Below are 14096 nucleotides of genomic sequence, written 5' to 3'. Positions count from 1 at the left end.
TATAGTGATCTATTATGGCCGGTTTACTACAGGGTTTCAGCATCTTCGCTGATTTCATTTTCTACTTCAGCCATAAAGACTTCCTGAATAGCTTCATCCTGCGTGGGAAGGATATTCAATACCGATTCAAGGTGAGAAATTTTGATAAGCTTTTCTACATGACTGTTGATATGGCAGATAACCAGCAGCCCGCCTGAAGTACCACACAGACGGTTGGCTGTCAGAATCGCGCTTAATCCGGAGCTGTCCACATATTTGACATCTCCAAGGTTGAGAATAATATTCTTACTTCCCTGAGCATTCAGGTTGATAAATTCACCCTTTAGTTCGGGAGAAATACGAGAATCCAGTTTCTCATCCAGAAGTTTTATAATGGTGTATTTATCTTCTACACTTTTTTCTAATCTCATATTTCCGATGTTTACGTGTGCAATTGTCAAAGATACACAATCTTGGGAAATACCCACAAGTACAAAGGCTTCATTTTCCGCTAATCATGTCCGGAAGGTCAAATAGGTGGAGTGATACGTTTTTTAAGGGGAAAATAGTTGTTATTTTTACACCATAAACTTCTGACTTGATTTGTGACGCCACCGGCTTATGACCCTGGAAATCCTTAGCGAAAAAATCCCCTGTCTCGTAGAGAAAAACCGAAGCAGAAATATCAGCATTCAGTTTGCCGGCCCTGACCCCAAACTGATTATCCGCACGCCCGGCGGTGTGCTGACTGATGATGCCAGGGCTTTTATCGAAAAGAAAAAAACATGGATTTTGCGCAACTATATCAATATGAAGGCGCTGCAGGAAAACCGGGCAGAGTTTTATAAAGAAATCGCAGACTCCAAAATTCTCTACCAGGGGCAGTATATTCCTTTTGTCATGACTACTGCGGCAAAACGGTCTGTAAAAATGACTGCTGATGGGCAAATACATATTTCCCTGCCGCTCAAAGACCAGAAAACTCCGTTACACCTCATCCTTTTTGCAGCATTAAAAGCGCTGGCAAAAAAATATCTCATTCAACGTACTCAGCACCTGGCCCAGATGACTGGCTCCTCTGTGAATGTTATCTCCGTCAAAAATGTCAAAAGTAAATGGGGAAGCTGCAGCGGGAAAAAAAATATCAACCTCAACTGGTACCTGATCTTTCTGCCCATACCCCTGATTGACTATGTGATTATTCATGAACTCATGCATCTGAGGGAAATGAATCACAGCCAAAACTTCTGGAACTGGGTGAATAAATTCTATCCCGGCTATAAAGCCGCTGATGCAAAAATTAAAAATATGTCCTGGGTAATCGGAATCCTTGATGCCCCCGGAAAATAAAAGATTATGGAAGTACAGAAAAAACGCCCCTTCATTCGCTTTGAAGATATCATCATTCATGAAGATGAACATATCCTGGTCGTCAACAAACCCCTTTATATCTCAAGTCTCGATGATAAAAATAATCAAAACCTGAGTCAGCTGTCTCAGGCTTATTTACCCGAACTTCAACTCTGCCACCGGTTGGACAAAAACACCTCGGGCATCCTGCTTATGGCCAAAGGACCCGAAAACTACCGTAATATCGCCCTTCAGTTTCAACACAGACAAGTAAAGAAAGTCTATCAAACGATCATCCACGGCGTTCATCACTTTGAAAACAGGGAAATCGATCTCTCACTGCTTATTTCAACTAATAAGAAAGTAACCATTAATAAGCACTCAGGGAAAAAAGCACTCACTATCGTCAACTCTGAACACAATTTTAAGAGTTTTACCCTCCTCCGCTGCGAACCGGTTACCGGACGTATGCACCAGATCAGGGCTCATCTCTCTGCGATTGGCTGTCCTATCGTAGGCGATACACTTTATGGAGGAAAAGACATTCTCCTCTCCGACATCAAACGCAAATATGTAGCCAGCGGGCGAAAAGATGAACAACCCATCAACCATGGCTATCTCCTTCACGCCCGCTCACTGAAGTTTACGCATCCAGGCACCGGTGAAGAAGTGGAGTTTTCAGTTCCCTATCCCAAAAACTTTGAGGTCTGCCTGAATATTCTCGAAAAATACAATAGCTAAACCCAGTCGTTATTCCTCAGACCATTCCGTACCTTTGATCACACCGACAATAACCAGTTTGCTATTGTAATTCCATGCGTGGATATTAAAACCTTCACGGCTGTCGTAGAGCCATTCGGTATTGTCTTCATAGTTGGGCTTACCCAAATATTTTGCAGCCACCGCATCCCTTTCTTCCGCATTATCATACTCGATGATAAACTCATACAATGACCCTTCCGCATTATCATCAAAATAATAGGTGATATTGGAAAGGCCATCGCTATCGAATGTCTCAATATAGGACTTGCGGAAATCATCGTCGGAATCAAACTTCATTCCGGGGTGAGCTGCGATTGCGGCTTTCATCGGCATACCCAAATAGAGATCCGCAACAACCGCAGGCAGATAGCGGGTCTGGTATTTGGTGGAAGCCAGGGATTTTGTCCCTTTACAGCCTGATAATGTCATCAAAAACAGGGCAAGACTAAGAATCAAAATCAACCGGACAGGTTTCATATCATGTTGTAATTAGTGGTGGTATCAACAAATATAGCTACAGAAATTCCACAAATTTACTGCTGATCTAATTTTTTGACCATTGTCAAAATTGTGGCGATAGCAACGGTTTCGCCTGTTTCGTCATATACATCCACTAAAAATTTCACAATCCCTTTGGCGACATCTTCCGGGGTCTTTTTTTCCTGATCTACTTTTTCTTTTACCGTACATTTTACCCCGATGGTCATACCCGGATAAACAGGTTTGGTAAACCGACATTCCTCCAGTCCATAGTTCAGCAAAACCGGCCCTTTCTTCGGATCGACAAATAAACCTGCGGCTTTGGACAACACAAAATATCCGTGCGCTACTCTACCCGTAAAAATCGTTCCGTCCAGGGAAGTTACATCCATATGCGCGTAAAAATTATCTCCCGAAAGGTTGGCAAAGTTTACAATATCAGCCTCGGTAACTGTATGTTTATGGGTAATGACCGTTTCCCCTACCGCCAACTCTTCAAAATGTTTGCGAAAAGGATGAACAGGCGTTTCTATATATTTTGCTCCCTGTTGAAAAACATTCGTAACTGCGGTAATCGTTGTGGGCGTACCCTGAATCGCACACCGCTGAAGGTAATGTTTGACTCCGCGCATTCCGCCCATTTCTTCTCCTCCCCCTGCCCTTCCCGGCCCGCCGTGTACAAGCATTGGCATGGGCGAACCATGCCCCGTACTTTCTTTTGCGCTTTCCCGGTTTAGTACCAAAATACGACCGTGATGGGAAGCCGCACCCATCACATACTCACGGGCCAGTTTGTCATCAAAAGTAGCAATAGTGCTCACAAGCGAACCTTTCCCCAGATGGGTAAGTTCGATCGCTTCATCCAGATTTTTATAAGGCATAATCGTGCTTACCGGTCCAAATGCTTCAATTTCATGCGAACCCAGATTATCAAACGGACGGTCATTGCGGAGCAACACAGGGGCAAAAAAAGCACCTTTCTCCCGATCCGCTCCCATCACTTCGAATGGCTGATCCAACCCACCAAAGACAATTTCACTTTGAAGGGCAAGTTCATTTACCCTCCGGGCTACTTCTTCTGACTGAACCCGGCTTACCAAAGCTCCCATGCGTACAGATTCGTCCGCAGGATTGCCGATGGTGGTTTTTGCCAGTTCTTTTGAAATGGCAATCTGCACGTCTTCTATCAGGTTTTCTGGAACAAGAATGCGGCGAATGGCCGTACAGCGCTGCCCGCATTTCAGGGTCATTTCCCGGCGAACTTCTTTCACAAAGAGGTCAAACTCTTCCGTTCCGGGCACAGCATCTTCACCCAATACTGCGGCATTGAGGGAATCAGCTTCCATGGTAAAGGGCACCGCATGTTCGATGATATTGGGATGGGCTTTGAGCAAACGCCCGGTGGAAGCAGAACCCGTGAAAGTTACTACATCCTGCGAGGTAACCGGCTCCAGAATTCCTTCTCCCGGGCCGCAAACCAGTTGCAGCGCGCCTTCAGGCAGAATGCCGGAGGCGATCATATCGCGCACAAAAGCATGAGTAACAAAAGAGCTGGGCTCTGCGGCTTTGACAATTGCGGGCATTCCGGCCAGCCAGTTGACCGCACATTTTTCCAGCATTCCCCATATCGGGAAGTTGAATGCATTGATATGAACCGCCACGCCGCGACGCGGAACCATGATATGATGCCCGATAAAAGTGCCGCCCTTTGAAAGCCCTACCGTTTCGCCATCCACATGATAGGTTTCATTGGGAAATTTCCGGCGGAGGCTCGCGTAAGCAAACAGCGTACCGATTCCCCCATCAATGTCCACCCAGCTATCGCCTTTGGTTGCACCGGTCTGATAGCTGACCGGGTAATATTGCTTTCGCCTTTCATGCATATAAAGAGCAAGCGCCTTCAGCATAAGCCCACGCTGCTGAAAGGTCATTTTGCGGAGGTTGGGATTGCCCGTGCGGCGCGCGTAGCGCATCATTTCGGCAAAATCCAGCCCTTCACTTCCGCAGGTTGCGATGAGCTCACCAGTTACGGCATTGTATTGGGGAATGCCCGCACCTTCGTGGGGTATCCATTTTCCTAAAGCGAGGTTCGTAAGTTTTGTAGTCATTTCCAGATAAATCAGGTCCTTTCAATAATCGTCGCATACCCCTGTCCTACCCCGATGCACATGGTAACGAGGGCGTATCGCTTGTTTTGTTTTTGAAGTTCGAGCGCGGCAGTCAACACAATACGTGTACCGCTCATTCCTAAGGGATGGCCCAGGGCAATGGCGCCGCCATTGGGATTGATCCTTGGATCATCATCGGCAAGTGCCAATGCCCGGGTGCAGGCAAGTACCTGCACGGCAAACGCTTCATTGATTTCGATAATGTCCATATCTGTCATCGCCAGACCGGCTTTTTTCAGTGCGCGTTCAGATGCCTCGACCGGGCCGATTCCCATGATACGGGGTTCTGTACCTACTACCGCAGAAGCGACAATTCTTGCCAGGGGCCGGATGCCAAAGCGCTTCAGCGCATCATCTGACGCCACGACTACGGCTGCGGCGCCATCATTCAGGCCGGAGGCATTGCCTGCCGTAACCGTACCACCTTCGGCTTCATTTTTGAAGGCGGGACGCAACCGGGCCAACACCTCCGGTGTTGTGTCGGGTTTGATAAACTCATCCTCGCTCACAATCAGCGGTGATTGTTTCCGCCGGATAATTTCTACCGGCACAATCTCTTCGGCAAACCGTCCCGCCTTTTGTGCGCGCGATGCTTTCATCTGTGAGTGCCAGGCAAAACGGTCCTGATCCTCACGGCTGATCCTATATTTTTCGGCGAGGTTTTCCGCAGTTTGCCCCATACCTTCGGTCCCATACATTTCCTCCATCCGGGGATTGACAAACCGCCAGCCAAAACTGGAATCAAACATTTGCGCATCCTGACCGAAAGGCGCAGAGGCTTTCGAAATCACCCACGGCCCGCGGGTCATATTTTCCACCCCGCCACACAAAAACAAGTCGCCGTCCCCGGCTTTAATGGCGCGGTTGGCATGGATAATTGCCGACATACCTGAAGCACAAAGCCGGTTTACCGTTTCGCCGGGAACACTTACCGGCAACCCCGCCAAAAGAAGGCTCATCCGGGCGACATTGCGGTTGTCCTCGCCAGCCTGGTTGGCACAACCCATGATTACCTCGTCCCAGGCATCGGCGGGAATTTGCGGATTTCTGCGCACCAGTTCCCGGAGGGGAATCGCCGCCAGATCATCGGTACGAACGACGGACAGACTTCCCCGAAAATTTCCTATCGGGGTTCTGACCCCATCTGTGATATAGGCCTCTTTCATCATTCCTTTTTAGTAAAATGTCTCCCCCGTTTCTGCCATACGACGCAGCAAGGGACTGCAACGGTAGCGGGGGTCGCGATATTCGTCAGATAGTTTGTCCATTTGCTCCACACAGATTTGTATGCCTATGTCATCCGCCCATTGCAGCAGTCCTTTGGGGTAATTTACGCCTAAAGTCATGGCTTTATCCAGATCATCCCGACTGGCTATTCCGAGAAAAAGTGCATCGGCTGCTTCATTGATGAGCATAACGACGATCCTGTCCACGATCATTCTCCCTGTATTTTCTGACTTTACCGGTTCGGGAGGAATCGCCGCTTCTGTATAATGGTAAAAACCTCTTCCTGCTTTTTTACCCAGATACCCTGCCTCTACCATTCTTTTTTGTGAGAAGGAGGGACGGTAACGGTTGTCAAAATAAAAGGCTGTAAACACAGACTCTGTTACCGCATAATTCACATCATGCCCGATATAGTCCATCAGGGCAAATGGCCCCATCCGAAATCCCCCTATCTCAGTCATGGCCCAGTCTATCGTTGCGAAAGAGGCAGTACCTTCTTCATATATCTTCAGGGCTTCGCCATAAAAGGGGCGTGCCACACGGTTGACGATAAAACCTGGCGTATCCCTGGCGATTACAGTAGTTTTTCCCCAGGAATCTATGATATTTCGTGCCTGTTGAACAATCGCAGGAGCAGTCTGCACCGCAGGAATAATTTCAACCAGTCGCATGAGTGGTGCGGGGTTAAAAAAATGGATGCCCACTACCCTTTCAGGATTTTGGCAGGCGGCAGCGATCGATGTGACGGAGAGAGAGGAAGTATTAGTTGCGAGGATACAATGCCCGCTGACTACGCTTTCCAGTTCGTAGAATATCGTTTTTTTTACGCTCAGATCTTCGACAATGGCCTCTATCACCAGGTCGCAGCCTGCTAGTTCGTCCAATTCGGCGGCGTAGTCGATGCGTCCAAGGATTTCATTGGCGGCGTGAGCAGAAAGTTTCCCTTTCTGGATGAGGTTGTTCATGATTTTCCGGATGCCCGAATCGCAGGCAACCAGTGCCTGGTCGTATTTGTCGTACACTTTTACTCCCGCGCCGGCAGCGGCGGCGACCTGTGCAATCCCCCCCCCCATAGCTCCTGCGCCGATAATTCCGATTGTCATGTTTCGTTTATTTTCCCGTAAAATGTGGATGGCGTTTTTCCAGAAAAGCGGCTACCCCTTCCCGGTAGTCGTCGGTTTCCCCCGCCTTGATCTGAAGTTTTTCTTCAAAATCCAGTTGTTCATTGAGCGAATTGCTCATTGACTTATTAAATGCTCTTTTGGTAAACCACAGTCCTTTGGTAGGCATGGCCGCCAGCGTATGGGCAATATGCCAGATAAAAGCCTCAAACTCATGTGCAGGAACAGACCGGTAGATCATTCCCATACGTTCGGCATCATTGGCGTAGATTTTATCCCCCAGCATAGCAATTGCCAGGGCTTTCTGAAAGCCGATCAGCCTTGGTAAAAAAAATGTACCCCCACTATCCGGGATCAGCCCGATCTTGCTGAATGCCTGCACAAAATAGGCGGTATCCGCAGCAATGACCACATCACAGGCCAGAGCTATATTCGCTCCCGCCCCCGCAGCTACGCCATTAACAGCGGCAACAACAGGAATTTTCAATTCGCGCAAACGGCGGATAATCGGGTTGAAATGTTCGTGAAGAATGACCTGAAACCCCGGGTTTTCATCAGGGTCAGTAACTTCCTTCAGGTCTTGCCCGGCAGAAAAAGCATTCCCGCTTCCGGTAATCATCACCGCCCGGATATTGTCATCCACCGCACATTCGTCCAGTCTGTCCTGTAAGTCAAGGGCCATTTCGCGATTGAAGCTATTATAAACCTCCGGACGGTTGAGGGTGATTTTTCCTATTCCTTCTATTTTATCAAAAAGGATTGAACTCATACAGGTAGGTGTTTGATTGACTATGCAAGTTAATCATACAGGTGGTCAAAATGAAGCAGAAGGCGGAGAAAATATACCGCTTTATGATATGGGCGAATTATTGCCACAGAATGCCTATTTTCGTAGTAATTGACGATTTCAATATCCGGCACCATGTCACATACCCCGCAATCAGACTCAACTTATCACCTCCGCTATCAGCAGCAGCAGATTTTTTTTGAAAGCGGAAAAACCCGCGAATATGCATTCAGGGCAGCTCAGCTAAAACAACTGAGAACGGTCATCAAAGACCATGAGCAGGAAATTATTGCGGCCCTGCAAGCCGACCTCCGAAAACCAGTGTTTGAAGCTTTTACCAGTGAAATCGGGCTGGTATATGACGAAATTGCTTTTGCCCTCAGCCATTTAAAAGCCTGGATGGCTCCGGAAAAAGTCAAAACTCCTGCTGTACTTTTTCCTACCACCAGCCGTATTCTCCCCGAACCCAAAGGAACCGTTCTGATCATCGCACCATGGAACTATCCCTTTATGCTGCTGTTTTCGCCGCTCGTTGGTGCCATTGCCGCAGGCAATACGGTATTTCTCAAACCCTCAGAACTTGCGCCCCGGACTTCTGCCCTGATGGAAAAAATGGTTTCAGAAAATTTTGATCCGGCCTATATTCATATTGTCACAGGCGATGGAGCAACGGTGGTCGGCAGGTTAATGGAAACCATTCGCTTTGATCATATTTTTTTCACAGGCAGTACTCCCGTAGGAAAAATCATCGCACAGGCCGCTGCAAAAACGCTCACCCCCGTAACACTGGAACTTGGAGGAAAAAGCCCCGCCATCGTTGACAGTGAAGTCGATATTGACACCGCAGCAAAACACATCGCCTGGGCCAAATATTTCAACGCGGGCCAAAGTTGTGTTTCGCCTGATTACGTACTCGTCCATGAAAGCCAGAAAACCCGGCTCGTAGAGCGAATGCGGCATTATATCCATGCATTTTTTGGCGATAATCCGCAGCAAAGCGAAAGTTATGCCCGAATCATCAACCACCGGAGGTTTGATGTTCTTGAAAAATACCTGCACGAAGGAAATATTGTCGCAGGAGGGCAGACCGACCGGGAAGACCTGTACATTGCGCCCACAGTAATAGAAAACACAGGACCGGAAAACAAGCTCATGCAGGAAGAAATATTTGGCCCGATACTGCCTGTGCTCACCTGGAAAACCCAGGCAGAGGCCCTTTCGATCGTGAAAAAAAATCCGCAGCCACTGGCATTTTACATTTTTACCCAAAATGATAAAACTTCAGACGAGTTTATCCAACGCATACCCTTCGGCGGCGGCTGTATCAACAATGCCATGGTTCATCTGGCCAACCCGCATCTGCCTTTTGGCGGTGTAGGCAGCAGTGGAATGGGAAGCTACCACGGGGAAGAAAGTTTTCGTACATTTTCCCACTTTAAAAGCGTGATGAAAACTAAAAATTTCTACGACAACCCGCTTCGTTATCCGCCCTACAACAACCGAAAAGTTGACCTCGCCCAGTGGGTATTTGACTGAAAATTTAAGCTCCGGGAATCCATTCACTGACTAACAATGCATTTAACGAAACTTCCGCAGTACAAAAAACCAATAATATTTTTTGCGGTTTGTACAATCTTCATGGTGATCAGCGGCATGATTTTCCCGCCCAAAATCCTTGATTACGGGCTTGATACGCCATCAGCTACCGGAACCTTTCTCGGTCATATCTTCCCCGAAGAAACGCCATCAAGTTCATCTTCATGGACAGCCGCAGAGGCCTATCCCAACCTCACCTTTACCGATCCCGTGCAAATGCTGGAAATGCCCCATTCCACAAAATTTATGATTGTGGGCAAACAAGGCAGGCTGTGGACATTTGATAAAAAAGACACCGCCACCACCAGCAAAACCACTATCCTCAATATTGAAAATCAGGTCATCACCGAAGATGATGCGGGGCTGCTCGGCGCTGCTTTTCACCCGCAGTTTGGGCAGACCGGCAATCCCAATCAGGCTTATATCTATACCTTCTACCGTGCCCATGGCCCGACCTTACAGGGACAACTCGCCTACCTGGTTCTCTCCCGATGGAATTTCAACTTCACCACACAGGTCATTGATCCCACATCTGAATATATCCTCATCAAACAATTTGACCGAAACGAATGGCACAATGGCGGGGGAATGTTTTTTGACAATGAAGGATATCTCTACCTATCCATCGGCGATGAAGGCGGCGCTTATGACCAGTATGATGATGGGCAAAAAATCGACAAAGGGCTGTTTAGCGGGGTTATCCGTATTGATGTGGACATGAACCCCAGCCGAAGCCACCCGATTCGAAGGCAGCCGGTCAATCCAGGCCCTCCTCCGGCTGGCTGGCCCGGCAGTTTCACACAGGGGTATTATATCCCCGACGACAATCCCTGGCAGTCGCCAGACGGCACAATTCTCGAAGAATTTTTTGCCATCGGTCTTCGCAGTCCCCACCGAATGGCAATAGATACCACCACCGGTGAAATCTGGGTCGGAGATGTAGGACAGGATACCAGAGAAGAAGTGAGCATTGTGCCTAAAGGCGGAAACCTTCAGTGGCCCTACCGCGAAGGAAGTTTAGGACAAAACCTGATCGGCAACCTTAAGCCCAAACCCAATCCCCTGATCGGAACAGAAAAAACGCCCGTTTTTGACTACCCACGCAGTGAGGGAAATTGTGTAATCGGCGGGTTTGTGTACCGGGGAGAAAAATGGAATACCGTCCTTGGCGGAAAATATATTTTCGGCGACCACGGGCAACGCACGGTGTGGACCCTCGATTATGACGAGACTTCAGGGATTTCAGAGGTCAATTACCTTACCACCGTGCCCTACTTCGGAGAAGGAAATAAAAGCGGAATCTCTGCCTTTGCCACCGATTCGGTGGGGGAAGTGTATGTGCTGAAACTATTTGGCACAAACCTCGACGGTGGGAAAATATTCAAACTTGTGCCCCAGGCCATTTCCCCCGAACCCCCCGCTTTGCTGTCAGAAACAGGCGCTTTTACAGACCTCGCCAATCTCACCACAAAAGATGGGCTGATTCCCTATACCGTCAATTCGCCACTATGGTCTGATGGCGCCCATAAAAAAAGATGGGTGGCAATTCCCAATGACGGGGCGTTTGATTCGCAGGCAGAACAGGTAACCTTCTCAGAAAACGGCAACTGGTTATTCCCCGACGGAACCGTTTTTGTCAAACATTTCGAAATTCCCCTCGACGAAAACAACCCTTCTGTTGTGCGCAGACTGGAAACTCGTTTTCTGATCCGGCAGCAGGGAGGCGGCGTGTATGGCATTACTTACAAATGGAATAAAGAAGGAACAGAAGCCACTTTACTCTCTGATAAAGACACCATTCAATACACCATTACGCACAGCAATGGCGATGTCAGTCACCGGGTTTGGACCATTCCCAGCCGGGCAAACTGTATGTCGTGCCACAACGACAACGCCGGTAATGTACTCGGGCTCCGCACCCATCAGCTCAACGGAGAACTTACCTACCCATCTTCAGGTGTTTCAGACAATCAGCTGCGCACATGGAACCATCTGGACATTTTTTCCAACCCCATAACCGAAGCCCAGATCGCCGGATATGCGAAGTCTGTACCCATCACAGACACCAGTGCCACACCCGAACACCGGGTGCGCTCCTATCTCGACGCCAATTGTTCCCACTGCCATCAGCCCAATGGCGCAGGAGCAAATTTTGATGCGCGTTTTACCACCCCGCTGAATCAGCAGCGGCTGGTCAATGGTTCGCTCCAGGGCAATTATGAAATCACTGGCCAGGCAGTGATCAAACCCAAAGACCCGACACGCTCCATCCTATATATCCGCGATAAAAGCACAGGCTTTAATGCTATGCCACCCTTGGCAAAAAGCGTGGTGGACACACAGTATATTTCGGTACTGAAAGAATGGATACTCAGCCTTGACCCCGGCTGCGAGCCGGCACCCGTTCCTGATTCGCAGATCAGGCTCCACTTCGCTGACAGCGAAGCAGCAGGTTCAGGCCATACTGCCGACAAAGCCTTTGACGGAGATTACGACACCTTCTGGCAAACGGAGTTTGCAACCGGTAGCCCAGCGCATCCGCATGAACTGCAACTCGACCTCAGCGAACCCAAACAAATCACCGGATTTCGCTATTACCCGAGACAGGATGGCGCTCCGGATGGAACGATTGCGAATTATGAATTTTATCTCAGCGAAAACGGAACCGATTGGGGAGCCCCCGCGGCGGTAGGAGAATTTGTCATCACCGGAACAGAAGCAGAAGTCAGTTTTAACCCCAAAACTGCGCGATATGTGCGTCTGGTTGCACTTTCTGAAGTTGATGGCAACCCATGGACATCCGTCGCAGAACTCGATATTCTGGCTAAAACCGGCGAATGCAGCAGCCCGGGTGCCACCTCAGCCGACCTTCAGCTTTGGCTGAAAGGAAGTTCGGGAATCTCAGCAGCGAATACCTGGGATGACCAGAGCGGAAAAGGCTATCATTTTAATATTATCAGAGGGAATCCGCAATATTTGCCCGGAAAGATCAATTTCAACGGAGCAATTGCCTTTGACAAAACCGATGGAGAAGACGCGCTGGGAATGTATGGCGGGCCTGACATCCGGAGTTTTTTCATCGTTTATAATCATACCAGCAAAAACGAATGGGAAACCCCTTTTACCAACAATCATGTTGACGGCATTTTTCACGGCGATGATACCAATACCCCCGATGTTTTCAACAATATCTGGACACCGGCGATATCCAAAAACGGAGAAAACTACGTCGACGGAACCCGGACAGACCTGCTCAATCACGCCCGCCCCTCCACAATGGAAATTCATTCCCGCATCCTTCAGGCAAACGAGTCCGGCGCTTTTAACTATTTTGCAGGTATTGACCGCAACTTCGATGGAAGAGGAATGACAGGCAATATTGCAGAAGTAATTGCATTTAATGCTCCACTCAGTCTGCCCGAACGCCAGCGGGTGGAGACTTATCTGGCCATTCAATATGGCATCAGCCTTTCGCACAACTATTACGCCTCAGACTGGGACGGAAGTAGCGGAACAACCGTATGGAATGTGGGAGAAGGGTATGACTACCGCATAACGGGTATCGGAAAAGACTTTTATTCTGCCCTCGACCAGCGGCAGTCAAAAGGGCAAGGGCCGGTGGAAATCTATCACGGCAATGTCGGAGGCATATTTCCCGCCAGCAACCAGGAAAACCCCCATAGTTTTCCCGAAGATCGCAGTTTCCTGATTTGGGGAGACGATAACGGCAGCATCAATACACTGGGGAAAACCATTTACGGAGGAGAGAACAAAACCTTAAACCGCGTGTGGAAAGTGCAAAATACAGGCAATACCGGTTTGGTTACTGTGCGAATCGCAAAAAATGCCCTTCCCGCAAACGTTTCTGCCATCTATATCAATAACCAGCAAGAGACCACTTTTCCGGCTGGCCCCAATACAAAAGTTTATACATTGACCAGTGGCAGTGATTATCTCTCAACGCCGGTCATATTCAGCGATGGCGATATATTCACGTTTGGCGATGGAGAAGGCGAACTTTTTCCTGTCGAATGGCTAGACTTGCAAGTGATTCAGGACGGAGAAAATGCCTTGCTGCAATGGGTAACAGCGAGAGAGACCGAAAGTGAATACTTTTCTGTGGAAAGATCAACCGGAAGCGCAAATTTTACTGAAATTGGCCGAGTGGAAGCATCGGGAACAACTTCGGCGCTCAGCACTTACTGGTATTCCGACGAAGAAATTTTCAGGCTGCACGCCGAAGTCTTATATTATAGAATCAGGCAGATCAACCGCGATGGCACCTACGCCCTTAGCAATACGAAGGCACTTTATCCCCTTCAGACTGAACAGCCGCTCACCTTGCGTATTATTCCCAATCCGGCAGAAGATCACGCCATCCTAAATATTCAGACAATAAAAACCCAGTTGCTGCAAGCCGAAGTATTCACCGCGGGCGGGCAGCTGCTTTATCACTACCGAAAACCCGATCCCAAAAGTGAAGAAATTCTATCGCTGCCCGTACACCAGTGGGCTTCAGGCGTCTATCTTGTCAGAATTGACAATGGGTGGGATATTGTAACACAAAAATTACTAATCAGACCCCAAAAATAACCATTCATTAAACAATCATTCAATTTTTGTAAA

The 14096-nt window shown here is 48.4% G+C and carries 10 protein-coding genes; 4 read left to right on the top strand and 6 right to left on the bottom strand.

What is annotated here, in order from left to right:
- Positions 1 to 26: 26 nt before the first annotated feature.
- Entirely contained in the window at positions 27 to 410 is a 384-nt protein-coding gene (locus tag R3D00_08360) for an STAS domain-containing protein (GenBank protein MEZ4773181.1), read from the bottom strand.
- Positions 411 to 600: 190 nt separating this feature from the next.
- On the opposite strand from R3D00_08360, the gene R3D00_08355 reads away from it, so the two are divergent.
- Together R3D00_08355 and R3D00_08350 are read left to right on the top strand one after the other, a co-directional pair.
- On the top strand, positions 601 to 1329 hold the full coding sequence (locus R3D00_08355) for a SprT family zinc-dependent metalloprotease (protein MEZ4773180.1): 729 nt from the start codon (positions 601 to 603) through the stop codon (positions 1327 to 1329).
- 6 nt (positions 1330 to 1335) lie between these two features.
- Complete coding sequence (locus R3D00_08350) at positions 1336 to 2070, top strand: RluA family pseudouridine synthase (GenBank protein ID MEZ4773179.1); 735 nt, start codon at positions 1336 to 1338, stop codon at positions 2068 to 2070.
- A gap of 9 nt (positions 2071 to 2079) precedes the next feature.
- Here R3D00_08350 and R3D00_08345 read toward each other — a convergent pair whose 3' ends face one another.
- From R3D00_08345 to R3D00_08325, 5 genes are read right to left on the bottom strand one after another with little or no spacing between them, the layout of a single operon-like run.
- On the bottom strand, positions 2080 to 2568 hold the full coding sequence (locus R3D00_08345) for a hypothetical protein (GenBank protein ID MEZ4773178.1): 489 nt from the start codon (positions 2566 to 2568) through the stop codon (positions 2080 to 2082).
- 56 nt (positions 2569 to 2624) lie between these two features.
- The gene (gene paaZ / locus R3D00_08340) at positions 2625 to 4679 is read right to left on the bottom strand and encodes a phenylacetic acid degradation bifunctional protein PaaZ (protein MEZ4773177.1); all 2055 of its coding nucleotides are present in this window, start codon (positions 4677 to 4679) and stop codon (positions 2625 to 2627) included.
- An 11-nt stretch (positions 4680 to 4690) separates the two neighbouring features.
- On the bottom strand, positions 4691 to 5905 hold the full coding sequence (gene pcaF, locus R3D00_08335; protein ID MEZ4773176.1) for a 3-oxoadipyl-CoA thiolase: 1215 nt from the start codon (positions 5903 to 5905) through the stop codon (positions 4691 to 4693).
- A gap of 9 nt (positions 5906 to 5914) precedes the next feature.
- Positions 5915 to 7069: a 3-hydroxyacyl-CoA dehydrogenase NAD-binding domain-containing protein gene (locus tag R3D00_08330; GenBank protein ID MEZ4773175.1), complete on the bottom strand. Its 1155-nt coding sequence runs from the start codon at positions 7067 to 7069 to the stop codon at positions 5915 to 5917.
- A 7-nt stretch (positions 7070 to 7076) separates the two neighbouring features.
- Positions 7077 to 7856: an enoyl-CoA hydratase-related protein gene (locus R3D00_08325; GenBank protein ID MEZ4773174.1), complete on the bottom strand. Its 780-nt coding sequence runs from the start codon at positions 7854 to 7856 to the stop codon at positions 7077 to 7079.
- Between the two features lie 153 nt (positions 7857 to 8009).
- Between R3D00_08325 and R3D00_08320 the strand changes: the two genes are divergently transcribed.
- Both R3D00_08320 and R3D00_08315 read left to right on the top strand, forming a co-directional pair.
- Positions 8010 to 9410 (top strand): aldehyde dehydrogenase, encoded by a 1401-nt coding sequence (locus tag R3D00_08320; GenBank protein MEZ4773173.1) that lies wholly within the window; start codon positions 8010 to 8012, stop codon positions 9408 to 9410.
- Positions 9411 to 9512: 102 nt separating this feature from the next.
- On the top strand, positions 9513 to 14063 hold the full coding sequence (locus tag R3D00_08315) for a discoidin domain-containing protein (GenBank protein MEZ4773172.1): 4551 nt from the start codon (positions 9513 to 9515) through the stop codon (positions 14061 to 14063).
- Positions 14064 to 14096: the final 33 nt, after the last annotated feature.

This window comes from Bacteroidia bacterium (assembly GCA_041391665.1).
In the GTDB taxonomy this organism is placed as follows: domain Bacteria; phylum Bacteroidota; class Bacteroidia; order J057; family J057; genus JAGQVA01.
The sequence above is the reverse complement of the archived record's forward strand: the minus strand, read 5'-3'. Positions and strand labels throughout refer to the sequence as shown.

What these genes read in the sequence shown, in the direction of transcription:
- R3D00_08325 (MEZ4773174.1), bottom strand. Translation starts at nt 7,856, where the DNA reads ATGAGTTCAATCCTTTTTGATAAAATAGAAGGAATAGGAAAAATCACC.
- paaZ (MEZ4773177.1), bottom strand. Translation starts at nt 4,679, where the DNA reads ATGACTACAAAACTTACGAACCTCGCTTTAGGAAAATGGATACCCCAC.
- R3D00_08350 (MEZ4773179.1), top strand. Translation starts at nt 1,336, where the DNA reads ATGGAAGTACAGAAAAAACGCCCCTTCATTCGCTTTGAAGATATCATC.
- R3D00_08315 (MEZ4773172.1), top strand. Translation starts at nt 9,513, where the DNA reads ATGGTGATCAGCGGCATGATTTTCCCGCCCAAAATCCTTGATTACGGG.
- R3D00_08320 (MEZ4773173.1), top strand. Translation starts at nt 8,010, where the DNA reads ATGTCACATACCCCGCAATCAGACTCAACTTATCACCTCCGCTATCAG.
- R3D00_08355 (MEZ4773180.1), top strand. Translation starts at nt 601, where the DNA reads ATGACCCTGGAAATCCTTAGCGAAAAAATCCCCTGTCTCGTAGAGAAA.
- R3D00_08330 (MEZ4773175.1), bottom strand. Translation starts at nt 7,069, where the DNA reads ATGACAATCGGAATTATCGGCGCAGGAGCTATGGGGGGGGGGATTGCA.
- R3D00_08360 (MEZ4773181.1), bottom strand. Translation starts at nt 410, where the DNA reads ATGAGATTAGAAAAAAGTGTAGAAGATAAATACACCATTATAAAACTT.
- R3D00_08345 (MEZ4773178.1), bottom strand. Translation starts at nt 2,568, where the DNA reads ATGAAACCTGTCCGGTTGATTTTGATTCTTAGTCTTGCCCTGTTTTTG.
- pcaF (MEZ4773176.1), bottom strand. Translation starts at nt 5,905, where the DNA reads ATGAAAGAGGCCTATATCACAGATGGGGTCAGAACCCCGATAGGAAAT.